The organism is Desulfomicrobium escambiense DSM 10707 (assembly GCF_000428825.1).
Lineage (GTDB): Bacteria > Desulfobacterota > Desulfovibrionia > Desulfovibrionales > Desulfomicrobiaceae > Desulfomicrobium > Desulfomicrobium escambiense.
In genome coordinates, this window is sequence record NZ_KE386803.1 from 1 (window position 1) to 25,852 (window position 25,852).

25 protein-coding genes and 2 tRNA genes are annotated in these 25,852 nt (G+C 66.3%); 7 read left to right on the forward strand and 20 right to left on the reverse strand.

Features of this window, described 5'->3' with window-relative positions; all coding sequences use genetic code 11:
• Nucleotides 1–140 precede the first annotated feature (140 nt).
• From G394_RS0115995 to G394_RS0116025, 7 genes are all read right to left on the reverse strand, one after another.
• Nucleotides 141–216, reverse strand: a tRNA-Ile gene (locus tag G394_RS0115995).
• A 37-nt stretch (nt 217–253) separates the two neighbouring features.
• Complete coding sequence (locus G394_RS0116000) at nt 254–1,162, reverse strand: NAD(P)/FAD-dependent oxidoreductase (protein WP_028578510.1); 909 nt, start codon at nt 1,160–1,162, stop codon at nt 254–256.
• A gap of 70 nt (nt 1,163–1,232) precedes the next feature.
• Nucleotides 1,233–2,858: a response regulator gene (locus tag G394_RS0116005; RefSeq protein WP_028578511.1), complete on the reverse strand. Its 1,626-nt coding sequence runs from the start codon at nt 2,856–2,858 to the stop codon at nt 1,233–1,235.
• A 1-nt stretch (nt 2,859) separates the two neighbouring features.
• Nucleotides 2,860–3,342, reverse strand: a complete 483-nt coding sequence (locus G394_RS0116010; protein WP_028578512.1) for an adenosine-specific kinase — start codon at nt 3,340–3,342, stop codon at nt 2,860–2,862.
• Between the two features lie 25 nt (nt 3,343–3,367).
• A complete protein-coding gene (locus tag G394_RS0116015; RefSeq protein WP_245578365.1) occupies nt 3,368–3,838 on the reverse strand; it encodes an outer membrane lipoprotein in 471 nt (156 codons plus the stop codon).
• A gap of 126 nt (nt 3,839–3,964) precedes the next feature.
• Complete coding sequence (locus tag G394_RS0116020) at nt 3,965–4,903, reverse strand: hypothetical protein (RefSeq protein WP_028578514.1); 939 nt, start codon at nt 4,901–4,903, stop codon at nt 3,965–3,967.
• Nucleotides 4,900–6,114: an L-serine ammonia-lyase gene (locus G394_RS0116025; RefSeq protein WP_028578515.1), complete on the reverse strand. Its 1,215-nt coding sequence runs from the start codon at nt 6,112–6,114 to the stop codon at nt 4,900–4,902. Before G394_RS0116025 ends, G394_RS0116020 begins: the two co-directional genes overlap by 4 nt.
• Before the next feature lie 131 nt (nt 6,115–6,245).
• Between G394_RS0116025 and G394_RS0116030 the strand changes: the two genes are divergently transcribed.
• Together G394_RS0116030 and G394_RS0116035 are read left to right on the forward strand one after the other, a co-directional pair.
• Nucleotides 6,246–6,500 carry an HP0495 family protein gene (locus G394_RS0116030; protein WP_028578516.1) on the forward strand — a complete coding sequence of 85 codons (255 nt, stop codon included), beginning with the start codon at nt 6,246–6,248 and terminating at the stop codon, nt 6,498–6,500.
• A 154-nt stretch (nt 6,501–6,654) separates the two neighbouring features.
• A tRNA-Lys gene (locus tag G394_RS0116035) sits at nt 6,655–6,730 on the forward strand.
• Nucleotides 6,731–6,925: 195 nt separating this feature from the next.
• On the opposite strand, the gene G394_RS0116040 is transcribed toward G394_RS0116035, so the two are convergent.
• Nucleotides 6,926–8,101 carry a multidrug effflux MFS transporter gene (locus tag G394_RS0116040; protein WP_028578517.1) on the reverse strand — a complete coding sequence of 392 codons (1,176 nt, stop codon included), beginning with the start codon at nt 8,099–8,101 and terminating at the stop codon, nt 6,926–6,928.
• 146 nt (nt 8,102–8,247) lie between these two features.
• On the opposite strand from G394_RS0116040, the gene G394_RS0116045 reads away from it, so the two are divergent.
• On the forward strand, nt 8,248–8,718 hold the full coding sequence (locus G394_RS0116045; RefSeq protein WP_028578518.1) for a hypothetical protein: 471 nt from the start codon (nt 8,248–8,250) through the stop codon (nt 8,716–8,718).
• Between the two features lie 181 nt (nt 8,719–8,899).
• Here the strand turns inward: G394_RS0116045 and G394_RS0116050 are convergent, their stop codons facing one another.
• Both G394_RS0116050 and G394_RS0116055 read right to left on the reverse strand, forming a co-directional pair.
• Nucleotides 8,900–9,235, reverse strand: a complete 336-nt coding sequence (locus tag G394_RS0116050) for a hypothetical protein (protein WP_028578519.1) — start codon at nt 9,233–9,235, stop codon at nt 8,900–8,902.
• Nucleotides 9,236–9,532: 297 nt separating this feature from the next.
• Nucleotides 9,533–10,474, reverse strand: a complete 942-nt coding sequence (locus G394_RS0116055; RefSeq protein WP_028578520.1) for a hypothetical protein — start codon at nt 10,472–10,474, stop codon at nt 9,533–9,535.
• 229 nt (nt 10,475–10,703) lie between these two features.
• Here G394_RS0116055 and G394_RS0116060 point away from each other — a divergent pair, with 229 nt between their 5' ends.
• On the forward strand, nt 10,704–12,056 hold the full coding sequence (locus G394_RS0116060) for an APC family permease (RefSeq protein ID WP_028578521.1): 1,353 nt from the start codon (nt 10,704–10,706) through the stop codon (nt 12,054–12,056).
• Nucleotides 12,057–12,135: 79 nt separating this feature from the next.
• Here G394_RS0116060 and G394_RS0116065 read toward each other — a convergent pair whose 3' ends face one another.
• The 10 genes from G394_RS0116065 to siaA form a co-directional block, all read right to left on the reverse strand.
• The gene (locus G394_RS0116065; protein WP_028578522.1) at nt 12,136–13,068 is read right to left on the reverse strand and encodes an ABC transporter substrate-binding protein; all 933 of its coding nucleotides are present in this window, start codon (nt 13,066–13,068) and stop codon (nt 12,136–12,138) included.
• A 438-nt stretch (nt 13,069–13,506) separates the two neighbouring features.
• The gene (locus G394_RS0116075; RefSeq protein WP_028578523.1) at nt 13,507–14,256 is read right to left on the reverse strand and encodes an ABC transporter permease; all 750 of its coding nucleotides are present in this window, start codon (nt 14,254–14,256) and stop codon (nt 13,507–13,509) included.
• The gene (locus G394_RS0116080; RefSeq protein ID WP_051307258.1) at nt 14,253–15,032 is read right to left on the reverse strand and encodes an ABC transporter ATP-binding protein; all 780 of its coding nucleotides are present in this window, start codon (nt 15,030–15,032) and stop codon (nt 14,253–14,255) included. Before G394_RS0116080 ends, G394_RS0116075 begins: the two co-directional genes overlap by 4 nt.
• Nucleotides 15,032–15,850, reverse strand: coding sequence for a bifunctional hydroxymethylpyrimidine kinase/phosphomethylpyrimidine kinase (gene thiD, locus G394_RS0116085; RefSeq protein ID WP_028578525.1), 819 nt, complete (start codon nt 15,848–15,850; stop codon nt 15,032–15,034). The genes G394_RS0116080 and thiD overlap by 1 nt, the downstream gene beginning before the upstream one ends.
• Entirely contained in the window at nt 15,847–16,482 is a 636-nt protein-coding gene (gene thiE / locus G394_RS0116090; protein WP_028578526.1) for a thiamine phosphate synthase, read from the reverse strand. Before thiE ends, thiD begins: the two co-directional genes overlap by 4 nt.
• Complete coding sequence (thiM, locus tag G394_RS0116095) at nt 16,475–17,290, reverse strand: hydroxyethylthiazole kinase (protein ID WP_028578527.1); 816 nt, start codon at nt 17,288–17,290, stop codon at nt 16,475–16,477. The genes thiE and thiM overlap by 8 nt, the downstream gene beginning before the upstream one ends.
• Nucleotides 17,291–17,493: 203 nt before the next feature.
• Nucleotides 17,494–18,279, reverse strand: coding sequence for a biofilm regulation diguanylate cyclase SiaD (gene siaD, locus G394_RS0116100; protein WP_028578528.1), 786 nt, complete (start codon nt 18,277–18,279; stop codon nt 17,494–17,496).
• A 2-nt stretch (nt 18,280–18,281) separates the two neighbouring features.
• Nucleotides 18,282–18,659 carry a biofilm regulation phosphoprotein SiaC gene (gene siaC, locus G394_RS0116105; protein WP_028578529.1) on the reverse strand — a complete coding sequence of 126 codons (378 nt, stop codon included), beginning with the start codon at nt 18,657–18,659 and terminating at the stop codon, nt 18,282–18,284.
• Between the two features lie 20 nt (nt 18,660–18,679).
• On the reverse strand, nt 18,680–19,216 hold the full coding sequence (gene siaB, locus G394_RS0116110) for a biofilm regulation protein kinase SiaB (RefSeq protein ID WP_028578530.1): 537 nt from the start codon (nt 19,214–19,216) through the stop codon (nt 18,680–18,682).
• On the reverse strand, nt 19,213–21,270 hold the full coding sequence (siaA, locus tag G394_RS19610) for a biofilm regulation protein phosphatase SiaA (RefSeq protein WP_051307259.1): 2,058 nt from the start codon (nt 21,268–21,270) through the stop codon (nt 19,213–19,215). Before siaA ends, siaB begins: the two co-directional genes overlap by 4 nt.
• Before the next feature lie 214 nt (nt 21,271–21,484).
• Between siaA and G394_RS19615 the strand changes: the two genes are divergently transcribed.
• Genes G394_RS19615 through G394_RS0116130 form a run of 3 tightly spaced genes read left to right on the forward strand, consistent with a single transcriptional unit; the run spans nt 21,485 to nt 25,664 of the window.
• Nucleotides 21,485–22,681, forward strand: coding sequence for an ABC transporter substrate-binding protein (locus G394_RS19615; RefSeq protein ID WP_169725581.1), 1,197 nt, complete (start codon nt 21,485–21,487; stop codon nt 22,679–22,681).
• Nucleotides 22,681–25,005: a PAS domain-containing sensor histidine kinase gene (locus tag G394_RS19620; RefSeq protein ID WP_051307260.1), complete on the forward strand. Its 2,325-nt coding sequence runs from the start codon at nt 22,681–22,683 to the stop codon at nt 25,003–25,005. Before G394_RS19615 ends, G394_RS19620 begins: the two co-directional genes overlap by 1 nt.
• Nucleotides 25,002–25,664 (forward strand): phosphoadenosine phosphosulfate reductase family protein, encoded by a 663-nt coding sequence (locus G394_RS0116130; protein WP_028578531.1) that lies wholly within the window; start codon nt 25,002–25,004, stop codon nt 25,662–25,664. Before G394_RS19620 ends, G394_RS0116130 begins: the two co-directional genes overlap by 4 nt.
• Nucleotides 25,665–25,852: the final 188 nt, after the last annotated feature.

A 25,852-nucleotide genomic window follows, 5' to 3' on the forward strand; every position in this document is an offset into this window, starting at 1 on the left:
CCGACGAGCTCTGGGTGGGCCCATTCTCGGTCGCCAGCTGCTTGAGGTTACCCATCATGTCGTGGAAGAATTTGCAGAACTTGACGCACACAACTGATTAAAATAAAAAAGCCCGGAAATTCCGGGCATTTTTGTTGCGATGGTGGGCCAACCAGGGGTCGAACCTGGGACCATCCGGTTATGAGCCGGGGGCTCTACCAACTGAGCTATTGGCCCGCCTGTGACGGTTTGGAGTTGTTATGTTTCCGCGGCCTTATTTGTCAAGGTTGGCGCGTCGGCTTTCCTTGACGTGGCTGATGGCCGCTCGGCCGGCCAGGGCGCCTTCGCCCACGGCCACGCTGATCTGCAGGAAGCGGCCCACGCAGTCGCCGGCGGCGAAGACTCCGGGGATGTTGGTGCGCTGTTCGCGGTCCGTGTCGATGAACTGGCCGTTGCGCACGAGGCCCAGGCTGTAGGCGAAGTCGTTGGACGAGGCCTGGCCCATGGCGATGAAGAGCCCCTGGGCGTCGATCTGTTCCCCGCCGTCCATGACCACCTGCTCCAGACCGCCGTTTCCGGCCAGGCTCGTGATCTTCGACTGCAGCACGGGTATGCCGCTTTCACGCAGGCGCCAGAGGAATTCCTCGCTCATTTCCGGGGCCTTGCCCTGAGTGCAGACCTGCACGCTCGGCGTGTACTGCAGCAGTTCGAGGGCCTGGTTGGCCGCAAAATTGGCTTCGCCCACGACCATGACCGGCTTGCCGCGCATGAAGTATCCGTCGCAGCTAACGCAGTAGGACACGCCCTTGCCCTCGTAGTCGCCGAGATTGGCGATGCCCGGCCGGACCCTGGACACGCCCGTGGCCAGGACGAGGGCCGTGGCCTCGATCTCGCCGTCCTCGGTCTTGGCCACAAACTTCTGGTCCCCGTTATGGTGCATGGCCAGCACGCGGTCGCAGCGCATCTCCACGCCGAATTTGGCGGCCTGGGCGCGTCCCCGCTCGATGAGCTCCTTGCCCGTGATGGGCTCGGTGAAGCCGAAGTAGTTGTCGATCTCGTAGTCGCCCGCCACCTTGGGGGCGCAGCCGACGATCAGGGTGCGCATGCCGGCGCGGGCCGTGTAGATGGCGGCGGAAAGTCCCGCAGGACCCTGTCCGATGATGAGGATGTCGGTCTTTTCCATATGAAACGCTCCTGTCGTAGGGTTTGGCGAACTGATAAGACGGGGGAGCCGCCAAGGCAATGCGCCGGCGTCAGATTTTGCGGGGTGAGCGGGACAGACAGTGGCGCAGGGCCCGGCCCAAGGCCCCCAAATCCACGGGTTTGGAAATGACCCGGCAGACCCGCGCGGGACGAACGGTCAGTCCGGGAGTGGGGGAGGCCGAGGCCAGCACTACCGGGGCCTGGGACCCGGCCGCGCTCAGGGCCGCGCACAGCTCCTCGGTCTGTCCGGCGGTGCCGTCCTCGGTCAGCACGAGGTCCAGGCGGCCGGGCTTCGCGGCGACGGTTTCGACTCCCCGGCCAGGGCTGTCGGCCGGGATGGGCTCGTAGCCGAGCCTGGTCAGACAGGCGCAGGTCGCGGCCCGGACTTCGGGGTCCGACTCGACGACCAGGATGCGCTCGCCGCAGCCCATGATTTCCGGAGGCGCCGCAGCCTCGGCGCTTTCCGCGGGCGCATGGGGGCTGGCCGGCAGGCAGACCTGCACCGTCAGGCCGCCGGACTCGTTGCGGGCGAAACGCAGCTTGCCGCGCAGGGTCTTGACGATCTTCTGGGTCACGAAGAGCCCCAGGCCCGTGCCCTCGTCCTTGGGCTTGGTGGTGAAGAAGGGTTCGCACAGCCGCGGCAGGTCCTCGTCGGGGATGCCGGGTCCGTTGTCGGACACGGTGATGACCGTCAGCACGCTATCCGGATCCGTGACCAGCAGCTCTGGATCCTGGTCCGAGTGCCGGCGGACCGTGATCACGATGCGCGGATCCGGCGATCCGGCCAGGGCGTGCACGGCGTTGTTGGTCAGGTTCATGAGAATCTGCTGCAGGTGAACGGGGTCGCCGAAGAGGGCGCCCGGCTCGGGGTCGAGGCTCGCTTCGATGGCGATGTGCTGGGGCGTCGTCCCGCGGATGATCTCCAGGGCCTCGAGCATGGCGTCGCGGATGGGGAAGCGCGTGAACTCCTCATGCATCTTGCCCGTGAAGTGCAGGATGCTGCGGATGAGGGACGTGCCGCGCTGGCAGACGCGCAGGATGCGTTCCAAGTCCTCCTGGTCCGGGGCCTCGCCGGCTTCGATGGCCCCGCGGACAAGCTCGGCCGAGAAGACGACGGAGGACAGGATGTTGTTGAAGTCGTGAGCCATGCCGCCGGCGATGGTGCCGATGATGCCCAGCTTCTGCTGTTTGAGGAACTGATGCTCCAGTTCGAGGTTGGCCTTCTGCAGTTCCAGGGTGCGTTGCTGGACCTGGCGCTCCAGGCCAAGGCGGTATTCCTCGTTCTCGCGGATGAGCGCCGCCCGCTCCAGGGCCTTGTCCACGGCGTGGTGCAGGACCGTGGGCGAGACGATGGGCTTGACGAGATAGTCCCAGGCCCCCAGGCGCAGGGCCTTGACGGCCTCGTCCAGCCCGCCCTCGCCGGAGATGACCAGAACCGGCACGCGCTCGATGACGTCGGACAGGTGCGAGAGAAGGTCCAGGCCGTTCATGACCGGCATCTTCAGATCGACGATGAGCAGGTCCGGCCGGCGGGCCCGGAAAAGGTCGAGGCCCTCCAGGCCGTTGCCGGCCTGCAGGACCTCGAATCCGCGTGACTTGAGCACCGTGCCGGTGGTGGCGCGGATGAACGCGTCGTCATCCACCACCAGAACGGTCGTGGGGCGTGTCTCGGGCATCCTAGAACTTGTAGCCGATCATGCGCAGGAGCTTGGAGCGCTTGGCCTTGTCCTCGTCGGTCTCCACGCCCTTGGAGGCGAAGCCGTCGACCACGCCGAGGATGCCGCGCCCCTGGTCCGTCTGGGCCACGATGGCCTGGACCGGGTTGGCCGAGGCGCAGAAGAGGCGCACGACCTCGGGCACGTTCTGGATCGTGTTGACGACGTTGATGGGGTACATGTCGCGCATGAAGAGGATGAAGCTGTGCCCGCAGGACAGGGCCTGGGCGTTTTCGGCGGCCAGCTGGACCAGATCCGGGTCCGTGCCGGAGGTGCGGATCAGGCAGGCGTCGGAGGCCTCGCAGAAGGCCAGGCCGAACTTCGCGCCGGGCACGGTGTTGACCATGGCCTCGTGCACGTCCTCAACCGTTTTGATGAAGTGCGACATGCCGAGGATCATGTTCAGGGACTGGGGGTTCTTGATCGGGACGATGGTCAGCTCCATCGGATGCTCCTTGGTGTGGAATTGGCTACTTCTGGACCCTGGACGAACCGTCGCTGGAGCGCAGCACGCGCACCCGTTCGCCGGGCGAGAACTGGACATCTGCTTCCTGGACGATGGACAGGACCTGCCCGGTGTCGAGTTCGACCATGATTTCAAGGCCGTTGCGTCTGGTCAGGCCTTCCTCGGACACGGCGCCCACGGCCGCGCCGCCCAGGGCGCCAATCACGCCGCCAACGACCCGTCCTGCTCCGCCGCCGACTTGGCTGCCGAGGACGCCGCCGGCCACGCCGCCGGCCACGGTCCCGAGGCCGCTCTGGGTGCCCTCGATCTGGACGCTGCGGACTTCACGCACCGTTCCGTAGTTGACCGTCATTTCCTGCCGCGCCTGGTCGCGGGAATAGACCTGCCCGGACCGGCTTGATGCGCAGGATGCCAGAAACCCTGTCCCGACAAGCAGAACGAGGGCGATGATGCACGTCATGTTGCGTTTCAGCATTGTTCGCTCCTTGGTTTCGGTGATCGGAAATGTCCGGCGTCCATGCGATGCACGGCCGAAACGAACCATACTCCATAAGTATAGGCGCTTGGCGAGGCGGGTCAAGGCAGGCCCCCGCCGGGAGGCTCACTGGCCGGGCATGGCCGGCTGCGCTGACTGGGCGACCCTGTCGCTTGGCCGCAGCGCGTCGTGGAGCACATTCTCGGGGTCGGCGATGTTCTTGGCCCGCAGCACCTTGAGGAGCTTTTCGTAGAGCGTGTCGAGGTCCACGTATTGGGCCACGGACTTGTACTCCGGAAGGGTCAGCACCGAGGAGTAGACGGGCAGATTGTCCGCATCGTGGCCGTTCAGGATGACGAAGGAGAACGCGCGTTCGCCCTGTTCGAAATCCAGCTTGAACTCCTTGATGTCGGTGTTGGTGATGGTGCTCAGGTTGGAGATGGACTTGGCCCGGGCGAAGATGCCGGTCAGAATGCGCAGGCTGTCCTTCTTGACCTGGGCCAGGGCTTCGCGCTCGGACAACTCGATGAGCAGGATGGACTTGTTCAGCTCGTAGTAGAGGTCCTCGAAGATGCCGTGCTGCTTGAGCTCGTCGTAGAGGGTCTCGAACTCCGTGTGGTTGATCTTGCGGAAGTGGGCCATGTCCGGCCGTTCGTTCTCGACGGCCTCGAAATCCTCGCACACGTAGGGCACGATGGACGTGGTCTCGTAGAGGTAGAATTCCAGACCGATGGACCCTTCCTCGTCAAGCATGGCGGACACGGACAGGTCAGCCAGCAGGATGCCGCCGTCGATGTCCAGGCCGTAGCCCTCGTAGGCCTTGCGCAGTCTGGCGTCGGAGGCGTCGATGACGTAGTTGTAGATGGGGTAGGCCAGGCCGTCCTGGTCGTGGATGGCCAGCTCCTTCCAGGTTGAAAAGCGCGTGGAGACCATGTGCTGAAAAACCTTCTTGATGAATTTTTTCAGGCACATGGTGAAAAGCTTCAGTTCCTTGGCCCGGGAATTGGGCTCGTCGGATTCCTTGCCGGACGGCAGCTCGTCGAAATCTTCCTCTTCTGGCTTCATGCGTTTCCTCGTTTTCGTTCGCCGTAGGCCTTGGCCAGGCCGCCGTGGGATGTCTCCCGGTACAGGCTCGGCAGGTCGTGCCCTGTCTCTTTCATGACTCGCACCACTTCGTCAAAGGGGATGCGGTGGGAACCGTCGGACAGGAGCACCATCTGCGCGATGCTCATGGCCTTGGTCGCGGCCATGGCGTTGCGCTCGATGCAGGGGATCTGGACCAGCCCGCCCACGGGGTCGCAGGTCAGGCCCAGATGGTGCTCCAGCCCCATCTCGGCGGCGTACTCGATCTGGCGGATGGTGCCGCCCATGAGCTGGGCCGCGGCCGCCGCTGCCATGGCGCAGGCCGAGCCGACCTCGCCCTGGCAGCCGACCTCGGCCCCCGAGATGGACGCGTTGTTCTTGATGACCAGGCCGATGAGCCCGGCCGTGGCCAGGGCCTGGAGGATGGCCCGGGGGCGGGATTCCATGGTTTCCTTGAGGTAGCGCAGCACCGCGGGCAGGACGCCGCTGGCCCCGCAGGTCGGGGCCGTGACCACGGTGCCGCCGGCGGCGTTCTCCTCGGACACGGCCAGGGCGTAGGCGGCCAGCAGGCCCGTGCGGCGCAGCTCGGCCCCGCCCAGGATGGCCTTCTGCTGGTACGAGCAGGCCTTGCGCGCCAGGCCCAGGCCTCCGGGCAGCACGCCTTCAGTGGTCAGGCCGCGCTCGATGCAGTCCTGCATGGTGCTCCAGACGGTCTGCAGGAAGTCCCAGACCTCCTCGCCCTCGTGCCGGGCCACGAACTCCCAGTAGGTCATGCCCTCCTCGGCGCACAGGTCCATGATTTCGGTCAGGGTATGCAGGTGGTAGACCTCGGGCGGGCGGCTCGACACGTCTTCGTCGCGCAGGGCGCCGCCGCCGATGCTGAAGACGGTCCAGGACTCGATGACATTTCCGTCGCCGTCCAGGGCCATGAAGTCCATGGCGTTGGGGTGCTCGGGGCGCCGCAGGCCCGGGGACCAGACGATCTCCACGGGCAAGGGGGCCAGGGCCTGGGTCACGGCCTTGTCCGTGAGATGCCCCTTGCCCGTGGCGGCCAGGCTCTCGTAGAGCACGACGCGGAAACCCGCGGCCTGGGGCACGCGGGCCCGGAAACGCTCGGCCGCCAGCTTGGGGCCCATGGTATGGCTGCTGGAGGGGCCGGCCCCGATGCGATACAATTCCCGGATGGATTCCATCCGCACCTCGCCAAAAATTGTGGTTGACCGGTCGAAAAAACCTGGGCCATGGAGTGCGCACGGGCCAAAGGGCCGCGGGCGCTGGCCCTTGGACTAGCCGTACCGCACAAATCCGTCAACAAGGAGCCGAAATGAAACGACCGGAACTCGAGTTCCCGCTCCACTGGGAATACAAGATCATCGCCGTGCGCACCGACGAGGCCTTCGCCGCTATCTGCGAGGTCATCCGCAGCCATGGCTTCGAAGAAAGGCCCGCGGCCAGCAACGTCTCGCGCAACGGGTCCTACGTGACCTACACCGTGCGCATGCACCTCGAAACCCGCGAGGTCCTGGACAGCCTGAGCCGCGCCCTGGCGGCGTGCGAGGGCGTGAAGTATCTCCTGTAGAAGACCGCGGCAGATGGGGAAAAACGGTAATGTGACAAAAGGCTTTTTTTCCGCTTGACGAGCAACGGGGAAACTCGTAGAAGCCTCTTCGTTGTCGGCGCGAAACAAGTTTGTATAGCTAATATGTTGACATGCTTCGCCTATTCCGACCCGTGGGCCAATAGCTCAATTGGTAGAGCATCTGACTCTTAATCAGCAGGTTCAAGGTTCGATTCCTTGTTGGCCCACCAGCTGCAAAAACAAGCCCCGCCGAGGAAACACTTCGGCGGGGTCTTTTGTTTCCGTCTTTCCAGGGCTGACAGAAGAACTTCTCCCTCCACTGTTGCGCACAATCTATCTGGAAGCGGTGCCACACTCTGACTTCGGCTCACCTTCCGGGGAAGAAGACTGCCGTGGTGCCAACCGGTGCTTCCATTTCGCGACAGCTACACTCCCCGCGTCCGTCCCAGCCTCGGCAACAGCGCTAAAACCAGGGCGCTGGTGGCCACGCCGACCAGGGCCAGGGTCAGGATCTTGTTGTCCCAGGGCAGGGCGATGAACCACATGGCCGTGGCGCCACCCACGAAGTAGGTGAACATGATGAGCGACGCCGCCGAGCCCGCGTCCTGCCGGACCTGTTCGAGCAGGAAGTTGCTGCTCGGCGGGCGGGTCATTCCCAGGCTCATGGTCAGGAAGGCCATGGGCACGGCCATGCCCCAGGGACCGAGTTCCGCGCAGAAGGCCAGGGCCACTGCTCCGGCCAGGATGCCGGAGTACCCCATGATGATGATCTTGAATCCGGGCACATGCCGCTTGAGCAGGCGGCCGCAGATCCAGAAGCCGAGCATGAGCGCCGCGGAGTTGAAGGCGAAGAAGTAGCTGTAGACCTGTTCGCTCAGGCCGAAGTGGTCGATGAAGATGAATGCGGACCCGCCGATGAAGCAGAAGAGCGGGGTCATGCCGAGGGCGATGAGGGTGCACAGCGTCATGAAACGCAGGTTCGAGATGAGCTTCACATACGCCTTCAGGACCTGTCCGAGGCTTCGGCCCGTGGCCGGCGCGGGTTCCTTCAGCCTCCACACGCCCCACATGGACACGACGCCCAGCACGACCTGGGTGTAGAAAATGACCGGCCAGCCCGCGACGTTCAGGATGAGCCCTCCGAGCACCGGGGCCAGCATGGGCGCCAGGGACACGATGACGGCCATGTGGGCCATGACGCGCTCGCGCTCGGCCCCCTCGAAGCAGTCCTTGGTCATGGCCAGGGACAGGGTCGCGGCCGAGGCGGCGCCCATACCCTGCAGGATGCGGCCGGCCACGAGCATCCACGGGCCGTCGGCCGCGGCGCAGACCAGGCAGGCCAGGATATAGATTGAAATGCCGGCCATGAGCACGGGCTTGCGGCCGTAGCGGTCCGAGATGGGGCCGTAGAAGAGCAGGGCCAGGCTGAAGCTGACGAAGAAGGCCACCAGAGTCAGGTTGATGGTCGCCTCGGTGGTGTTCCACAGGGCCGTCAGGGATGGCAGGGCCGGCAGATACATGTCCGTGGACAGGGGCGGAAAGGCGGCCAGCAGGGCCAGGATGAGCAGGGCTCGGATTTTGGTCGGGGCTGATGTTGTCATGGTCGTCGTGTGGTGAAAGGGTGAGGGGCTGCCCTACTCCGCAGCCCGCTGGCAGGCAAGAAAAAAGCCTTTGCGCCGCATTCCGGCCTTCTGGAACGCGGCCTGCAAGAGACGGGGTGCAAGGAACTTTTTTCCGGAGGCATCCCATGACCATCGCGCCCCTGGCCGTTCTCGGCATCGCCAACGCGGCATTCTCTCTCATCGGCTCCCTGGCCGACGCAGTCAGCCGTCCCGACCCAAGGCCTTCACAAGCCACGCAGCAGGCGTATCCGCAGGCCCAGGAATCCGTCTGGCACCAACTCGGCAAGGGCATCGACGTCCGCGCCCTGACGCGGGACGAACTGGCCGCCGTGTCGCAGCAGCTCTACCGCAGCGGGGCCATCGGCCTGGACGACCACGCCGCCATGAGCCTCGACCCGAGCTTTGCGGGCTCCGCCGAACTGCTGACGTCGCCCGACGGCAGCGGCCGGGTGGACTGGATGGCCGAATTCCAGGCCCGTCTGGCCCGCCATCTGGAGCGGGGCGACGAAAGCTCCGCCGCCCAGGATCGGCGCGTTCTCGACATTCTGGGCCGCCTGCAGGCCGGCGGCAAGGGCGTCACGTCCATTAGGGTCTGAAACGGCAGAGTTTGCCCGGCTCCTTTCCCCTCGAAGGCCATGCTCACGGAGTCTGATCCGAAACGGCGGGGCGCGTCAACGCCCGTGCAAACAGTGACGGGTGTGCCCAGGACGGAAAAAGCGGCGCGTCCAGGGATAAGGGCGCGCCGCTTTTCGGAAATTCAAGGAAAGGGGGACGCTGTCAGATGATGTCCTTCCTGGGCTTGAGGGAAATGAGCTCCACTCCTGCCTGGTACATGCCGGACCACCCCCCCATCTGCTGGTTGCACCAGCGCACCATTCCTATCATGAAGTCCGGCCGCTCGTAATCGATGGCGCCGCTCGCCTCGTCGGCCGGGAAGACCTTGATCAGCACGTCTTCGACGGGCAACGGGTAGTCCAGTTCAAGCAGGAGCCCGTAGGCGCTGTGGTTGATGATGCGGGCGGGGAAAGGCGAGTCGTAGGCGGGCGAGATGATGCCGCACCGCCTGAGGCTGGCCGCGCGCGGGTATTTTCTGTTTTCCGAGTTGTCTGACATGGTTGTCTCCGGCTTGATTGACACAGGTGTGACGCTCCGCGTCGAGAGCATGCTGCCGCCAAGTCCGCCGGGTCAGGGGTCGGGCCTGGCCGCGGCTCATTCTGACAACGAGTCGGTATCATTCTCTATTCACGTTGCCAATCCTTGTCTGACATTTTTATTCCCCAGATGTGCGTTTCGGGGTCCGCTCGGGCCGCCAGGCGCAGGGCCGGGCTGCGGCAGGGCGGCGCAGAAACGCGCACGGGCGATCATGCGCAGCGCGTGATCGCCCGTGAACCGCAGCCTCTGGAGACACGTCTAGATCAGCACGTCCACAGGCTCCGCCGGAGGTTCGGTTGCGGTCTCCGCGGCTGGCTGGGTCCCGCTGCCTCCGACCATGGAGTTGTAGATTTCCAGAAACTTGGCGTAGGCCTGCCCGTTTCCCTTTGGCGGTGAAAGGGGAGGCAGAGCCTGGGTGTCCGTCACGCTCTGCCGCAACCCGGCCATGAGGCGCGTGAGTTCCTCGCGCACAAGATCGTTTGCGGTCGGGGTTTCCGCAGGCTGGCCCGTCCCTTCGACGCCCTCTTGGTCCTGGGGCGGCGGGGTGATGGTGGTGCTGAGGTCCTCGGTGTTCTTGACCGGCGCTTCGGCCTCGGCCGCGATGTCGGCAGCCATCTCCGTGATGGTGTCGGCGGCGGTGCCCTTTGTCGGCTCGGCCAGAGGTTCGGTCAAGGTTTCTGCTGCCTGTCCGGCGGGTTCCGCCAGGGACAGCAGGGCGGCTTCGAGGGAGTCCAGCGCGCCGTTCAGATCCGTTTCCCCGTTGCGGAATTTCGTGAGGATTTCGTCGGCGGCCTGCTTGAAGCCATCGGCCAGGGCGGCAAGGTCATCCTCCGTCATGCCATCTGTTCCGAGCAGTGCTGCCAACGGCCCCCCGCTGGTGTCTCCGAGTTTGGCAATCAGATCCTGCACGCCGCTTTCCAGTGACCGCCCGGCATTGGCGGCTCCCGCCGCCTGGAGTTCGTCGAAGAAATTGATGCGCAGGCGCACGTCGGCCACGCCCTTGAAGTGCCCTTCCTGCAGGAGGCGGATGACCCCTCTGGCGGCCCCGCCTTCGTCATCCGCGCCCGCCGCACCCACGGCGGACGGCTTGGCCTTGGCCGCTTCCCTGGCTGCATGCCTGGCCTCCAGGACGCTCATGTCGCCCTGTTCCGGCCGGAGCTGTCCCCATGCCTGCGAATTTCCTGCACCGTGCACGTTCATGGCCTTGCCTCCTCTGAAACTGATACTCTTGCCATGTAACCTTTATCGGCATTGTGCGTGATTTCTTTACGGCGGGCGCACCCCGCATTTCATGCAGACATGGCGTTTACATTGTCCCGGCCATCGGGTAGGGCGCCCTTGTTTCGCACGGCGTTTGGAAATGTAGTGTGAAATGAGAGTGTTATGATCGAAAATCGATAATGTGTAGTAGATCGGCAAGGAGCCTGCAGTGTCTCAGGAACTGAACAAGAAATTCGGTCTGTTCACCGCCATCGCCATGGTGGTCGGCATCGTCATCGGCAGCGGCGTGTTCTTCAAGGCGGAGAAGATCCTCACCGCCACGGGCGGGAATCTGCCGCTGGGCATCCTGTCCTGGGTCATCGGCGGGCTGATCATGATCTCCTGCGCCTGCACCTTCGCCATCATGGCCACCAAGTACGAGCGGGTGAACGGCATCGTGGACTACGCCGAGGCGGCCATGGGTCGAACCTACGGGTATTATGTCGGCTGGTTCATGGCCATGATCTACTACCCGACCCTGACCTCGGTCCTGGCCTGGGTCTCTGCTCGCTACACCTGCGTGCTCTTCGGCTGGGACATCACCGGCGGGCAGTGTATGACCATCGCCGGCTTCTACCTCGTGGCCAGCTACGCCCTGAACGCCCTCTCGCCCGTCCTGGCAGGGAAGTTCCAGGTCACGGCCACGGTCATCAAGCTCATCCCCCTGGCGCTCATGGCTGTGGTCGGCACCGTCTACGGCATGGGCAACGGCATGATCATGCGCAACTTCACGACCGTGGTGACCGAGGTCGAGCCCACCGTGGCCCTGTTCACCGCCGTGGTGGCCACTGCCTTCGCCTACGAAGGCTGGATCATCGCCACGAGCATCAACGCCGAACTCAAGGACTCCAAGCGCAATCTGCCCATCGCCCTGGTGGCCGGGACCTTCGGCGTCATGCTCGTCTACATCCTCTACTACGTGGGCCTGGCCGGCGCCGTGACCAACGAGACCCTCATGGCCGGCGGCCAGGAAGGGGCCAAGCTCGCCTTCGAGACCGTGTTCTCGAATCTCGGCGGGACGCTGGTCTTCGTCTTCGTCATCATCTCCTGCCTGGGCACCCTGAACGGCCTCATGCTCGGCTGCACGCGCGGCATCTACTCCATCGCCGCCCGCGGCGAGGGCCCTGGCGTAGCCATGTTCCGCCAGATCGACCCCGTCTCCAACATGCCGACCAACTCGGCCATCTTCGGCCTGCTGCTCTCGACCGTCTGGCTGGTCTACTTCTACGGGGCCAACCTGACGGACCCGTGGTTCGGCTTCTTCTGCTTCGACTCTTCCGAACTGCCCATCGTGTCGCTCTACGCCATGTACCTGCCGATCTTCGTGTCCTTCATGCGCAACGAGGGCGACCTGCCCGTGCTGACGCGCTTCGTGCTGCCGGCCCTGGCCCTGTGCGGCAGCCTCTTCATGATCTACGCCGCCTGCTACGCCCACGGCATGGCCGTAGTGGCCTACCTTGCCATCTTCGCCGTGGTCATGCTGGCCGGGGCGGTGCTGGCGAAATCCAGAGCCCGGGCCTGACAGGCTGCGACGCATCGGGATGGCCGAGCATCCCCCGCAAAAAGCGAAACCCCCGACCGATGGCCGGGGGTTTCTTTTTTCAGCGCAGTTCCACCGCCCACGATTCGAGGGGCGGCATCGTCGTGACGAGCTTCTCGCGCTGCAGGAACTCCGAGAAGCGCAGGTAGCGGGTCTGATCCAGGGCTCCCGGACGCAGGGCGAAGCGGGGCAGGGTGTCGCGCCAGGCGCGGCGGTTCAGTTCGTCGTCCAGGGAGGCCCGGTCGCCGGAGACGAAGAGCTTCCAGCTCTCCTCGGGATGGTTGACCAGGAACTGCACGCCTTCCTCCAGGGCGTCGACGAAGCGGCGCAGCCTCGGGTCGGCCGTGTTCTTGGACGCGGCCACGAGGATGAGTTCGTCGTAAGGCGGCACGCCGTGTTCCTCCACGAAGAAGGCCCGGCCCGGACGGCCCTCGATGTCCATCTGGTTCAGCTCGAAGTTGCGGAAGGCGCCGATGACGGCGTCGGTCTGGCCCGTGAACAGGGACGGGGACAGGGAGAAGTTGACGTTGACGAGCTTCACGTCGCCCAGGGTCAGGCCTTCCTTTGCAAGCATCGCCTTGAGGATGGCCGTCTCGAAGCCGCCCACGGAATAGCCGATGGTCTTGCCCTTGAGGTCGGCAATGGTCTTGATGGGGCCGTCCTTCAGGACCACCAGCGAGTTGAGCGGCGTGGCGACCAGGGTCGCGATGCGCGTCAGGGGCAGGCCCTCGGCCACCTGCACCTGGTGCTGGTGCTGGTAGGACACGGCGATGTCGGCCTGGCCGGCTGCCACGAGCTTGGGCGGGTCGTTGGGGTTGGACGGGGCAATGAACTCCACGTCCAGGCCGTGCGCCTTGAAGAAGCCCTTTTCCTGGGCCACGAAGAGGGGCGCGTGGTCGGGGTTGACGAACCAGTCCAGGAGCACGGTCAGCTTCTCGGCCTGGGCCGTCGTGGCGAAGAGGAGGAGGGATGCGAGGATGATGAGTTTTTTCATATTGCGTCCTTGTGGTTAAAGTATTGCGGATGGTTTGGGGTATGGGGTGTGGCAGGGCGGCCGCGCACCGGTCCGCTGCGGCCCGACACGCTGGGGCGGTTCCTCGGGCGGTGCGGAGACGAAGATGGATCCCCGCCTCCGCGGGGATAACACCGATATGGGCCTTGGGGTGGACGCTTTGGACGTCGTCAATGATCCTGCGCACCACTTCTGAGTCATTCCCGCGAAGGCGGGAATCCATGCCTTTGCAAACGCAATCCTGCGCACCACTTCTGAGTCATTCCCGCGAAGGCGGGAATCCATGCCTTTGCAAACGCAACCCTGCGCACCACCTCGAAGTCATTCCCGCGAAGGCGGGAATCCATGCCTTTCCTTCCACTGCGTCGCGGGCTCCCCAATTCCGCGAGTTTGACTCGGGGATATGGCGCACAGGTGTTTTCATTGCCCTGCATCCCTCGGCTGCCAGAAGACCAGCCTGTCCAGCAGCCGGTCCACGAGAAAATAGAGACTCAGGGACGCCGCCGCCAGAACGGTCAGGGCGGCGAACATGAGGTCGATCTGCATGCGCGCGTTGGCGTGCAGCATGAAGTAGCCCAGGCCCCGGCTCGAACCCACCCATTCGCCGACCACGGCGCCGATGGGGGCAACGGCCGTGGCCACGCGCAGGCCGGCGGCGAAGGACGGCAGGGCCGAGGGGATGACGATGCAGGTCAGGACCTTGAGGGGCCTGGCGTCCATGATGCGGGCCAGCTCCAGCAGGTCGGCGTCGGTGCGGCGCATGCCCGAGTAGAAGGATGAGGCCACGGGGAAGAAGATGATCAGCACGGCCATGGCCACCTTGGAGGCCATGCCGTAGCCTAGCCACAGCACCAGGATCGGGGCCATGGCGAAGACCGGGATGGCCTGGCTGGCCACCAGCACGGGCAGCATCCAGCGCTTGAGCAGCGGCGAAAGGATCATGGCCAGGGCGGCCGAGGAGCCCAGGAGCGTGCCCAGTCCCAGGCCCAGCAGGATCTCCGTCAGCGTTGTGCCCAGATGCCCGGCCAGGACCGGCAGGTGCGCGGTCAGGGCACGGGCCACGGGCAGGGGGCCGGGCAGGATGTAGGGAGGGACGCCGGTCAGGGCGACCAGCAGCTGCCACAGGCCCGTGAGGCCGACCAGCAGGGTCAGGGGACGCAGGGCCTTCACGCGGCCTCCGCATTCATGAGCCGGGCCAGCAGCTGCGCATACAGGGCCGCCAGTTCCGCACCGGGTTCCCGCGGCGTCCGTCCCGCGGGTTCGACGATTTCCATGACCCGCGCCGGGCTGCCGCCCAGGACCACGATGCGGTGTCCCAGGCGCAGGGCCTCCATGGGATCGTGGGTGACCAGGACCACCGTGGCCCCTGAGGTCAGCTTTGCCGCCAGATTCTGCAGCCGCACGCGGGTCAGGGCGTCCAGGGCCGAGAAGGGCTCGTCCATGAGGATGACCGGCCGCTCCTCCATCAGCGTGCGCAGCAGGGCGCCGCGCTGGCGCATGCCGCCGGACAGGGCGGCGGGGAGCTTGTCCTCGCTGCCGGCCAGGCCCGCCTCGCGGATGAGGGCCAGGGCCTTGTCCCGTTTTTCCCCGCACAACTCGCCGCGCAGCCTGGCGCCCAGCAGGACGTTGTCCAGCAGGGACAGCCAGGGCAGGAGCAGGTCATTCTGGCTCATCCAGGACACGGCCGTGTCCGAGCCCTCCTCGAAGCGCACGGAGCCCGAAAAGGCGTAGTGCGGCGTTCCGGCCATGATCCTGAGCAGGGTCGACTTGCCGCAACCGCTGGGGCCGAGGATGCAGGTCGTCCGCCCGCCCGGGATGGTCAGGTCGAGCTCCCGGAAGATGGGCCGTCCTTCGAAATCGAAGGACAGGCCGTCCAGGGTGATGGCGGATGCGCCGGGCGCCTGTGCGGGGTGCGCCGGGCCTGGATGGCTTGAAGTCTCAGGCATCACATGAAGAATTTGTAGAAGTGGTGCACGGGCCCGTGCCCTTTGCCGATGACGTACCCGGCGCCGGCGCGGATGGCGCCGCTGATGTACTCCTTGGCGTTGCGCACGGCCGTCTCCACGTCGTGGCCTTTGGCCAGGTTCGAGGCGATGGCCGAGGACAGGGTGCAGCCCGTGCCGTGATTGTTGCGTGTCGGGATTCGCTCGCCGCGCAGGGTCACGACGCGGTTCTCCGGGCCGATGAGCAGCGTGTCGTCGCTGTCGCCCGACTCCAGGTGCCCGCCCTTGACCAGCACGTTTTCGCAGCCCAGGGCTGCCAGGTCCATGACCGCGGCGCGGGCCGCCTCGGCCGTGTCGATGTCGTGGCCCAGCAGGACCGAGGCCTCGGGCAGATTGGGCGTGATGAGGGTGGCCAGGGGGATGAGTTCGCGCTTCAGGGCGTCGATGGCCTCGTCCTGCAGCAGTTTGTCCCCGCTCTGGGCGACCATGACCGGGTCCAGGACCACGATGCGCACGCCGTGGCGCGTCAGGCCGGCGGCCACGGTGCGGATCAGCTCCGGCGAGAAGAGCATGCCGATCTTCACGGCGTCGGCCCCGATGTCGCCCAGCACCGCGTCCATCTGCGCGGCCACGAAGTCCACGGGCACGGCGTGGATGCCCGTCACTCCCAGGGTGTTCTGGGCCGTCAGGGCGGTGATGACGCTGGCGCCGTAGCAGCCGTTCGCGGCTATGGTCTTCAGGTCGGCCTGGATGCCGGCGCCGCCGCCGGAGTCGGAGCCGGCGATGGTCAGGACGCGTGCGTATGTCTTGGGCTGGTTCATGATGCCTCCCGTGCCCTTCGGATGATGTTTAGAAGCTCGGCCGCGGCCCTTTCGGGGTCGGCCGCGGAAACGATGGCCGAGACCACGGCGATGCCGTCGCACCCGGCCCGGATGACGTCGGCCGCGTTGGCCGGGCCGATGCCGCCGATGCCCACGACCGGCAGGGACACGGCCGCACGGATGGCCGCGACGCCGGCCAGGCCCAGGGGCGGGGCCGTGTCGGTCTTGGTCGGGGTGGCGAAGACCGGGCTCACGCCGATGTAGTCGGCGCCTTGGGCCTGGGCGCGCACGGCGTCCTCCACGCACTCGGCCGACACGCCGATGAGCATGTGCGAGCCCGTCAGGCGGCGGGCGTCGGCGACAAGCATGTCGGTCTGGCCCAGGTGCACGCCGTCGGCGCCCACGGCCAGGGCCACGTCCACGCGGTCGTTGATGATGAGCGGCACGCCCGTCCCGGCCAGGATGTCGCGCACGGCCCTGGCCTCGCGCACGAACTCCCGCGTGCCGCAGCTCTTTTCGCGCAGCTGCACGCAGGTCGCCCCGCCGGCCACGGCCGCCCGCACGATGTCGGCCGTGTCGCGGCCCAGAGACAGCCCGCGGTCCGTGACCAGGTAGAGGGAGTAATCAGGCATGGCGCTCCTCGCGGATGCGGCACGAGGCCGCCAGTTCCTCGGGGGTGATGGCGTAGAGGGCGTCCAGCAGGTGGACCTGGAAGGAGCCCGGCCCCTCGGCCCTGGCCCCGGCGCGCTCCCCGGCCAGTCCGAGGAAGGCCAGTGCGGTGGCCGCGGCGGACAGCGGGTCCGGGTCAACGGCGTGGAAGGCGCCGACCAGGGCCGTGGCCGTGCAGCCCGTGCCCGTGACGAAGGGCATGAGCGGGTGACCGCCCTCGATGAAGAACGCGCGCCGGCCGTCGGTGACGAGGTCCGTGGGGCCGGTGATGGCCAGGGTGACGCCGAGTTCCAGGGCCAGGCGGCTGGCCACGCGCGCGGCGTCCTCGACGGAGTTGCAGGAGTCCACGCCCTTGATGGCGGCCGACTGGCCGGAGAGGGACAGGATCTCCGAGGCGTTGCCGCGCACCACCGAGACCTTGGTTTCGGCCAGGATGGTTCTGGCCGCATCCGTGCGCAGCTTCGTCGCGCCGGAGCCCACGGGGTCCAGGACGATGGGTTTGCCGAGTTGCGTGGCCTTTTTGCCGGCCTTGAGCATGGACGCGACCCAGGCGTCGGTCAGGGTGCCGATATTGAGCACCAGGGCCCCGGCGAAGGCGGCCATCTCCTCGACCTCGTTCTCGGCGTGGGCCATGACGGGCGACGCGCCGCAGGCCAGCAGGGCGTTGGCCGTGGCGTTCATGACCACGAAATTGGTGATGTTGTGGATGAGCGGCTTGTCCCGCCTCACGGCGGTCAGGTTCGCGGCGGCTCTGCGGGCCGGATCGGACATGGGGATACCTCGCACTGCTTGAAGGATGGGAGCGGTGGAGGCGAGGACTGTGTGGGGGCGCCGGGAGACCCGGCGGAAGTCTTGCAATTCCCTTCGCTGGCACGACCCAGATCAGGTTCAACGGGTATCATCTCAGGCTCCTCGCCACCCCTGCAAAAACTGCTTCCCGGCTATGGCAAGCCCGGCGAGGTGTCAAGGGTGCGCTACAGCCCCATGCAGCAGTTCCTCCCGGCAGCCTTGGCCTTGTACAGGGCCTCGTCGGCCCGCAGCAGGGTCGCGTCGATGTTTTCGCCGGGACGGTGCAGGGTGTAGCCGATGCTGATGGTCGGCGCGGGGGGGGCGTCGACGCGCGGGGCTTCGTGGACGCTTCGGCGCAGGCGCTCGGCCACGGCAGGGGCGTTCTCCTGCGCACATGCCGGGAACAGGAGCAGGAATTCCTCGCCGCCCCAGCGTGCGCAGAGGTCGTATTCGCGCAGGGTGAGTTCCAGGGCGCGGGCCACGGCGTGCAGCACGCGGTCCCCGGCGGCGTGTCCGAAGCTGTCGTTGACGGCCTTGAAATGGTCGATGTCGGCAATCATGACCGCAAAGGTGTTTTCCGGCCTGCGGGCGGCCTGGGCGGCTGCCTCCTCCAGACGACCCGTCATGTAGCGGCGGTTGGGCAGGCCCGTCAGGGAGTCGTAGTTGGAGGCGTGCTCCAGGCGTTCCTTGAGCTGGTGCAGCATGGTCTGGTACTGGTCGCTGATGCGCACGATCTTTTCCAGCTGCCGGACCTTGCGCTCGTATCGGGTGAGGTAGGCCTGGCTGCGATCGCGCTCTGCGGCCTGGAAACGGTCGGCGATGTGGGTCAGCCTGTCCAGGAGACGCTGCTGGTCGCGGTAGCGCTGGAAAAGCCCGGTCAGCGCGTCCTTCCATCCGTCGGGGGGCGTCTGGGCCGAGAGGATGGACTCGATCCGCTCCTCCAGGCTGTCGTTGCCGGTGCGTTCGCTCATGGTCAGGGCCTCGGGGCGATGGTGAACGGGAAGGAGCAGTCCTCCTTGAACTCTTCTGCCAGTTCGCCGACCCGCTCGTTTTCCGGGTCGTAGCTCCAGTGCACGCTGACCTGGCGCCCCCCTTGGTGGGCCTCCTCCAGGCGGTCGAAGATGTCCATCATGGCCCGGATGCTGCTTGTGTTGAGGTAGATCAGGGCAAGGTCGCAGGCCAGGGGGCCGCTGTCCTTCGCGAGGAAGCCGTCGATCCAGTCGATGATCGGCTGGAAGAATTCGAAGGGGTTTTCGGGGTAGGAGTCCCCGGCCATGGTCAGGCGCCCATCCTGGACGCTCGTGCGGACCAGTGGGGTGCTGGGGGTCTGGGCAAGGTCTATGTCGTTCATCTCGTACTCGTTTTGTTGTTTCAGAGCATGACGCGCAGGCTCAGGAAGCTGCGCCCGGAGTCGATGTCGCGCAATGTGGCCGCCAGCGGGCAGGAGGCCTTGCGCGCCATGTCGATGAGGCCCAGGCCGGCGCTGCCGTTCAGGGCTTCCCTGGGCTGGCGCAGCTGGGTCTTGAAAAGGGCCTTGAGGGCGGCGCGGTCCATGGCCGCCAGCTCCTCCACGCGCCGCACCAGTTCCCGGCCGTCCTGCGGGGCCACGACGTTGCCCGCGCTGATGACGTAGCGTCCGTCCTCGCGGGACACGACGATGGCGGCGTTGGTCGCGCCCGGAAGCTCCGGATGCTGATCGGCGTAGCGGCGGATGTTCTGGGTCATCTCGATGTAGACCGCGAAGATGTCGGCCACGGCGCTGGGCGCTTCCTGCTGGTGCTGGAGGTAGTCGCGCAGGGCGCGCCCGATCTCCTCGATGAGGGCGGCGTTGATGGGGCCGTTGAAGCAGACCATGATCTGCTTGCGGTCGAATATTTCCCGCAGGTCGTAGAGGTCTGGGGTGGTCATGAGTCGGTCTCCTTCGTGGGGGCGGGCGTCTGCTGGTCGAAGCGGAAGGCCAGTACGGTGATGTCGTCGCGTTGCGGCTTTTCCCCGCGGTAATCGTTCAGTGCCCCGGTCAGGGCCGCTTCCTGGCTCTCCAGGGGGAGGGTCGCGTTGTCCCGCAGCCAGGACGTGAATCCGCCGCGGCCGAAGGGCAGGCCCTTGCCGCCGCCGGACTGGTCCAGGATGCCGTCCGTGACGAGATAAAAGACGCAACCCGGCTCCAGGTCAAGGGTCAGTTGCGTGAAGGTCCTCGGTTTGCGGTCGTTGATCCCGCCCCGGTCCCCCCTGAAATTCCTGATTTCCCCGCCGCAGGCCGCGAAGAGGTCGATGTGGGCCCCGGCGAAGCGGACCGTCCGGGAAGCCCTCTCCACGTAGCACAGCCCGATGTCCATGGACGTCGCCAGGCGCTCCAGGCGCTGCGTGTCGGGCAGCATGTCCCGCACGGCCCTGTCGGCGCGTTCCAGCAGCGCCGCCGGCTGGCCGAGGCCGAGTTCCACGGTGGCGCGCTCCAGGGCGGCGTGGGCGATCATGGTCATGAACGCGCCCGGAACGCCGTGTCCCGCGCAGTCCACCACGCCGAAGAGGCATCCCCCCTCGTCCTCGCGGTAGAGGTAGAAATCCCCGCCGACCACGTCGCGCGGTAGCCAGACCACGAAATAGCGGCCCTGCATGCGGGTGTCGAGCTGCCGGTCGGGCAGGATGACGCGCTGAATGAGGCTCGCGTAGCGGATGCTCTCGGTCAGCTGGCGGTGGGTGGCGGCCAGCGTGGCGTGGGTCGTCTCCAGTTCGGCCGTGCGTTCGGCCACCCGCCGCTCCAGGTCCTCGGTATGGGCCTGGACTTCGGCCGCCATGGTGTCGAAGGCCTGGGACAGGGCCCCGATCTCGTCGTCGCGATCCGACCGCATGCGGATGCCGTACTGCCCCTGGGCGATCATTCCGGCCGAGGCGGTCAGGGCCAGCAGGGGTTGCAGCACGAGCCGGTCGAAGCCCAGGGTCAGGGCCAGGATGACCATGAGGACGATGACCCCGCCGCCGATCAGAGCCAGGCGGATGAAACCAGAGGACAGGACTTCGGCCGCCTCGGGGTTGACGCTGCTGACCACCGTCCAACCCAGCTCCGGAAGATGGGCCAGGGCCATCATCCGGCGGCCGTCGGGAGTGATCTGCTCCATGACCTCGACTCCCCCGGCCCGTCGCCGCACTTCGGCCAGCAGCCGGGACGCGGTTTCGCGTCCGGACTCGGTGCTCAGGCCGGCGAAAAGAGTCCGGTCCGAGTCCTGTTTGTCCAGGGCGCCGTATTCGATCCGCGACGGGTCGGGATGGGCCACGATGCGGCCCGCCGTGTCCACGATGAAGCTCATGCTTCCCTGGGTTCTGGGTGCGAGCATGCTGGCGAGGAACCGGTCGAGCCGCATGCCGGTCCCCACGAGGCCGAGGGGGGCTCCGGCCGCATTGCGGACCTGCACGTTGATCCAGAGGTTCGTGACCTTCAGCGTCGCGTCGGGGTTGACGTTCAGTGTGTAGGGGACCGCCTGCTCCATGGTCGAGAAATACCACGAGTCCCCGGTGTTGTTGCGGTCCAGGGTGTAGCGGTAGACGGCGCGGGGCCGCTCCGCATCCGCATAGTAGTAGGCCAGGGTGTGGTGGTGGATGACGAAATAGGCCCCGTCGGCGAAAGCCGGGCGGAAGCCGGCGGCCTCGGCCAGGAAACGCCCCCTGGCCAGAGGGTCCTGCTCGGCCAGGAGCCAGTCGCCCAGGGCGGTCAGGCCGGCGAAGCGCTGGGCGATGGCCAGCTCGCGTCCGACCAGTGACTGGATCTTCTCCCGTGTCAGCTGCGCTTCGGACACGGCCAGCCTGCGGCTCAGGTCCGCGGTCAGGTCGTGCAGGATGCGCTTGCCGACGGCGGCCGACATGAGGAGCACCGCCACGGAGATGGCCAGGAGCAGGATGCCGATCTTGCGGCGGAGTCCCGGTTGGCGTCGGGTGTGACCCGATGAGGATGTGGGGGGGTGGTGCATCTGAACCTCGGGCGGCAGTGTCTGACGTCCGCTTTGTATATGATTTTCAGCATAGTGCAATCACCAAAGCGCGCGTGGAGACGCGCACGGTCGCCTGTCGCGGAGCCTCCGGGCTTGTGCTCCGCATGGTTCATGCCTAAAGTCATACGTATGATGCGTGCCGGGTTCGGCGGGAATGGCAGGTATGTCGGTGTATGACGGGAAGAGGGCGGTCATGGGTACATTTCACAATGGTGGTTTCCGGGGCCTTCTCGGAGTCCTGCGGTCGAACTGGCCGTCGGGACTGCTGATCGCACTGGCGCTGTGCGCCCTTTCTCGGGACGCCGCGGCCCAGTCTCCTCGTCCCGAACCCGTCCGGGTGGGCAGCGTCTTCGCCATGACCGGCCCGGGCGCTGAGGAGAATTCCCCCAACTACCGCATCGTCAAGCTCGCGGCCGACAAAATCAACGCTACGGGCGGCGTTCTGGGCCGACCGCTGGAAATCGTGGAGTTGGACACCATGAGCTCGGCCCTCGGCGCGCGCCAAGCCGCCCATGACGCCATCAAGGCCGGCGTCGTGGCCGTGGTCGGCCCTTCCTGGAGCTCCCAGGCCATGGCCATGGGTCCGGTCCTGCAGCAGGCCGGCATCCCCATGCTCGGCGCCACCACCACCGCCCCGGGCGTTACGGCCATCGGGGATTACATCTTCAGGGTCTGCTACACCGATGACTTGCAGGCCAGGATTCTGGCACGCTTCGCCAGACAGGATCTCGGCGCCGTCCGCGCCGTGGTCGTGACCATTGCCGGCGACGTCTACAGCGAGGGGCTGAGCGCGGGCTTCACGCAACATTTCACGGCCCTGGGCGGGGTCGTGGCCGGACAGGTGCGCTACCTCCAGGACGCCATGGATTTCGCCGCACAAGTTGAGGCCGTCAGGCGCGAGGCCCCCGACCTGGTCTTCGTGGCCGGGTACACGCGGGATTCGGGCCTCCTGCTCAAGCAGGCGCGCGGCGCTGGTTTGGGCATGCCGTTCCTGGGCGGCGACGGCTGGACCGCCCTCGAACACTACCCATACCTCGACCCGGCCAGGGGCGAGAACTACTACGTCTCGCACTGGCACCCCGCCGATGCGTCCCCGGCCAGCCGCGAGTTCGTCGAATTGCTGCTGCGCGAGTTCGGGCCGGACGCCCTGGAATCCATCGACGCCGGCAACGCCAACGCCTACGACGCCCTCTGCCTTGTGGCCGACGCCATCCGGCGCGCCGGCAGCGCCGAACCGTCGGCCATTCGCGACGCCCTTGCCGCCACGGACGGCTTTGCCGGCGTCACGGGGACGATCTCGTTCAGAGGGTCCCGAGATCCCGTCAAGCCCCTGGTCGTTCTGCGCATCACGCCGGATGCCGTCGAGTTCGTGAAGAAGGTGGAGCCCTGATGGCGAGAAAAAGCATCGCTCAGCGCATGAACCGGGACATCATGGTGACCATCGCGGTCATCGCGGTCCTTTTCGTGGTCATGGGAAGCCTCATGCAGTTGCGCTGGAAAAACGACAACATCCAGTCCGTATGCCGTTTCCTGGACATGCTCGTGGCCCGCGAGCAGAGCCAGATGGCCAACGAGCTCTTCGAACGCAGGTATTCGGCTCTGGGGATGCGCGTCGCGCAGATAGGCGCCCTGGACGAGGTGCTGGAGGTTGTGCTCTACGACGCTTCCGGCAAGCCCCTCGTCCGCGTTGCGGGCGGGGCGTCCGACCTCTCCACGGCGGACGTGCCGGTTCTTGACGCCGTCCGTCCGGAACCGGGCGAACCCTACCGCTTCGAACACGATTTTTTGGCCCTGCGCTTCACCAAGGCCGTCACCGCCGCCGGGGAAGTCCTGGGCTGGGTCCGAATCAGCCATGACCTGTCTCTCCTGCGCAGGCAGATGCTCAGTTTCTTCGCCTTCTTCTTCGTGCTGCTGACCATCACCCTCATCTGCATGCTGACGCTTCTGCGCAGGAGGCTGCGTCAGTCCGTGGTCGTCCCCTTGCGGGAACTCGGCTCATCCATGCGGGCCACGGACTCCGAAAGCCTGTCCCGCGGCGTGTCTCTGCGCCAGGGCGACCTCGAGATCGCGAACCTCGGCGAGGCCTTCGAGGAGCTCCTGGCGCGCCTCGACCGGTCGTATCGCGAACTCGACGAGGCCAATGCCGCCCTCCGGCGCAGCGAAAGCCGGCTCTCGCGGGCCATCGGTGCCAGTACCGACGCCATCTGGGAGTGGTCCTACGCCACGGGGGAAACCTATTACAGTCCCCGCTGGTACGAGATGCTCGGCTACGCCGACCAGGAACTGCCCATGAGCTATGAGACGTGGCGCAGCCTCTGCCATCCCGGCGACTGCGAACAAACCGAGAGGGAGATTCTGGAGGCGGTGAACTCCAGGGGCCTCAAGTCGTACCAGGCCGAATTCCGCATGCGGACGCGGGGCGGGGGCTGGAAGTGGATTCTGAGCCGGGGCGACGTCATCGAACGCGACGGGGACGGCAACCCCGTTCTGCTGAGCGGCACCCACACGGACATCTCCGAGCGCAAGCAGGCCGAGGAAAGGCTCAGGCAGTCCGAGGAAAAATTCTTCCGGCTCTTCCGGCTCTCCCCTGACACCATCGTCCTCGTCAACGTCGAAACCGGACAACTCGTCGATGTGAACGATTCCTTCGTCGTGCTTTCGGGGTACTCGCGCGCCGAGGCCGTGGGCCGGACCTTCCTGGAACTTGGCATCTACCGCGATCCGGGCCAGCGGGATCTGCTCTACGGGCTGCTCGAACGCGACGGCACGGTGCGCAACCTTGAAATCGACGTGCGGCGCAAGGACGGTTCCGTCACGCCCTGCGCCGTCTCCAGCCAGCTGATGCAGATCGACGGGACGACACATCTGCTGGCGGTGGTGCGGGACATCTCGCAGATGAAACAGATGCAGGAACTCATGATCCAGAGCGAAAAGATGCGCTCCGTGGGCGGCATGGCAGCCGGCATCGCGCACGAGATCAACAATCCCTTGGGCATCATCCTCCAGGCGTCCCACAATCTCGTGCAGCGCATGCGCCCCGATTTCCCCAAGAACATCGAGGCGGCCGGGCGCATCGGCCTCAACATGGAACTTCTTGAACGTTACATGCGCGAGCGCAAGCTCGACGTGTTCATTGCGGACATCCATACGGCGGGCGTGCGGGCCGCGGAGATCATCCGGCGCATGCTCGATTTCAGCAGGATGAGCGAAACCGGGCGCACGTCATGCGACCTGCGGCGGCTGATCGAGCAGTCGGTGGCCCTGGCGGCCACGGACTACGATCTCAGGAAAAATTATGATTTCGGCCGTATCAGCGTGGAAATCGAGGTCGAGGATGGCCTGCCGCCCGTCGCCTGCACCGAGACCGAGATCGAGCAGGTCCTGCTGAACCTTCTGCGCAACGCTTCCCAGGCAATGGCCACGGCCGCTCCCCCGACCGCGCAGCCGAGAATCCGCATCCATGCATCCGCCCTGCCCGAAGGCGTGCGCATCTCGGTCGAGGACAACGGCCCCGGCATGGACGCCGACGTCAGCCGCCGGGTCTTCGACCCGTTCTTCACGACCAAGGCACCGGGGCTGGGCACGGGGCTCGGCCTGTCGGTATCCTATTTCATCGTCACCAAGAGCCACGGCGGGGATATGCGCGTCGAGTCCGAGCCTGGGAAGGGGGCGCGGTTCATCATCGACCTGCCTTCCGCCAAGGAGGAGACATGACCCTTTACGACAAGGTTCGTCTGGCCAGGGAGCGCTTGTCCGACGCCCTGGCGCGTTTCGGGGTCCGTGCCGCCGTGGGCTGGACGGGCGGCAAGGACTCCACCGTGGTCCTGGCCCTGTGGCGGGACGTGCTGCGCGAGGCGGGCGTCGGGGAGGCGCCTTTCGCCATCAACCTCGACACCGGCTGCAAGTTCCCGGAGGTGCTGGCCTTCCGCGACAGGCTGGCGCGGGATTGGGGCGTGGACGTGACGGTGGTCCGCCCTGAGGTCGACCTGGCGCGCTACCCGCTGGCCGCGGACCCGGTGCGGTGCTGCGGGGACCTCAAGATCAGGCCCCTGAACGAGGCCGTTTCCCGCCTGAAGATTCCCGCCCTGCTGACGGGCGTGCGCGCCGACGAGAACCCGGATCGCGCCCACCGGCCGTGGTTCGAGGACCACGGCGACCATGTCCGCATCCTGCCTATCCTGGAATGGACGGAGCTCGACGTCTGGACCTTCCTGGTGCGCGAGGGCATCCCGTGGTGCCCGCTCTACGACCACGGCTACCGGTCCCTGGGCTGCGTGCCCTGCACCTCCCGTTCGGGCCGCGGCGAGCGTTCTGGCCGCGACGCGGCCAAGGAGGAGCGCATGGCGCAGCTCAGAAGCCTGGGGTATTTTTAGGCTTTTCACTTCTTCCTGAACCAATTCATACGTCGTGCCCACAGAGGCGGGTTCCCATCCCTGCAGGGAGGGGCCGTCTCAGGGCGGTCGCGCTCCAGCCCGTCCCGGGCGGGGGCGTCGAAACTCCTTCGCGGGCCTCGTAAGGCGGAAACGTCGAGTGTCGGTGCGGAAAGGGTGGGGCAACGCGC

Coding starts and splice junctions, on each gene's coding strand:
- G394_RS0116000 (WP_028578510.1), bottom strand. CDS start 1,162: ATGGAAAAGACCGACATCCTCATCATCGGACAGGGTCCTGCGGGACTT.
- G394_RS0116005 (WP_028578511.1), bottom strand. CDS start 2,858: ATGCCCGAGACACGCCCCACGACCGTTCTGGTGGTGGATGACGACGCG.
- G394_RS0116010 (WP_028578512.1), bottom strand. CDS start 3,342: ATGGAGCTGACCATCGTCCCGATCAAGAACCCCCAGTCCCTGAACATG.
- G394_RS0116015 (WP_245578365.1), bottom strand. CDS start 3,838: ATGCTGAAACGCAACATGACGTGCATCATCGCCCTCGTTCTGCTTGTC.
- G394_RS0116020 (WP_028578514.1), bottom strand. CDS start 4,903: ATGAAGCCAGAAGAGGAAGATTTCGACGAGCTGCCGTCCGGCAAGGAA.
- G394_RS0116025 (WP_028578515.1), bottom strand. CDS start 6,114: ATGGAATCCATCCGGGAATTGTATCGCATCGGGGCCGGCCCCTCCAGC.
- G394_RS0116030 (WP_028578516.1), top strand. CDS start 6,246: ATGAAACGACCGGAACTCGAGTTCCCGCTCCACTGGGAATACAAGATC.
- G394_RS0116040 (WP_028578517.1), bottom strand. CDS start 8,101: ATGACAACATCAGCCCCGACCAAAATCCGAGCCCTGCTCATCCTGGCC.
- G394_RS0116045 (WP_028578518.1), top strand. CDS start 8,248: ATGACCATCGCGCCCCTGGCCGTTCTCGGCATCGCCAACGCGGCATTC.
- G394_RS0116050 (WP_028578519.1), bottom strand. CDS start 9,235: ATGTCAGACAACTCGGAAAACAGAAAATACCCGCGCGCGGCCAGCCTC.
- G394_RS0116055 (WP_028578520.1), bottom strand. CDS start 10,474: ATGAACGTGCACGGTGCAGGAAATTCGCAGGCATGGGGACAGCTCCGG.
- G394_RS0116065 (WP_028578522.1), bottom strand. CDS start 13,068: ATGAAAAAACTCATCATCCTCGCATCCCTCCTCCTCTTCGCCACGACG.
- G394_RS0116080 (WP_051307258.1), bottom strand. CDS start 15,032: ATGCCTGAGACTTCAAGCCATCCAGGCCCGGCGCACCCCGCACAGGCG.
- thiD (WP_028578525.1), bottom strand. CDS start 15,850: ATGAACCAGCCCAAGACATACGCACGCGTCCTGACCATCGCCGGCTCC.
- thiE (WP_028578526.1), bottom strand. CDS start 16,482: ATGCCTGATTACTCCCTCTACCTGGTCACGGACCGCGGGCTGTCTCTG.
- thiM (WP_028578527.1), bottom strand. CDS start 17,290: ATGTCCGATCCGGCCCGCAGAGCCGCCGCGAACCTGACCGCCGTGAGG.
- siaD (WP_028578528.1), bottom strand. CDS start 18,279: ATGAGCGAACGCACCGGCAACGACAGCCTGGAGGAGCGGATCGAGTCC.
- siaC (WP_028578529.1), bottom strand. CDS start 18,659: ATGAACGACATAGACCTTGCCCAGACCCCCAGCACCCCACTGGTCCGC.
- siaB (WP_028578530.1), bottom strand. CDS start 19,216: ATGACCACCCCAGACCTCTACGACCTGCGGGAAATATTCGACCGCAAG.
- siaA (WP_051307259.1), bottom strand. CDS start 21,270: ATGCACCACCCCCCCACATCCTCATCGGGTCACACCCGACGCCAACCG.
- G394_RS19615 (WP_169725581.1), top strand. CDS start 21,485: ATGGGTACATTTCACAATGGTGGTTTCCGGGGCCTTCTCGGAGTCCTG.
- G394_RS19620 (WP_051307260.1), top strand. CDS start 22,681: ATGGCGAGAAAAAGCATCGCTCAGCGCATGAACCGGGACATCATGGTG.
- G394_RS0116130 (WP_028578531.1), top strand. CDS start 25,002: ATGACCCTTTACGACAAGGTTCGTCTGGCCAGGGAGCGCTTGTCCGAC.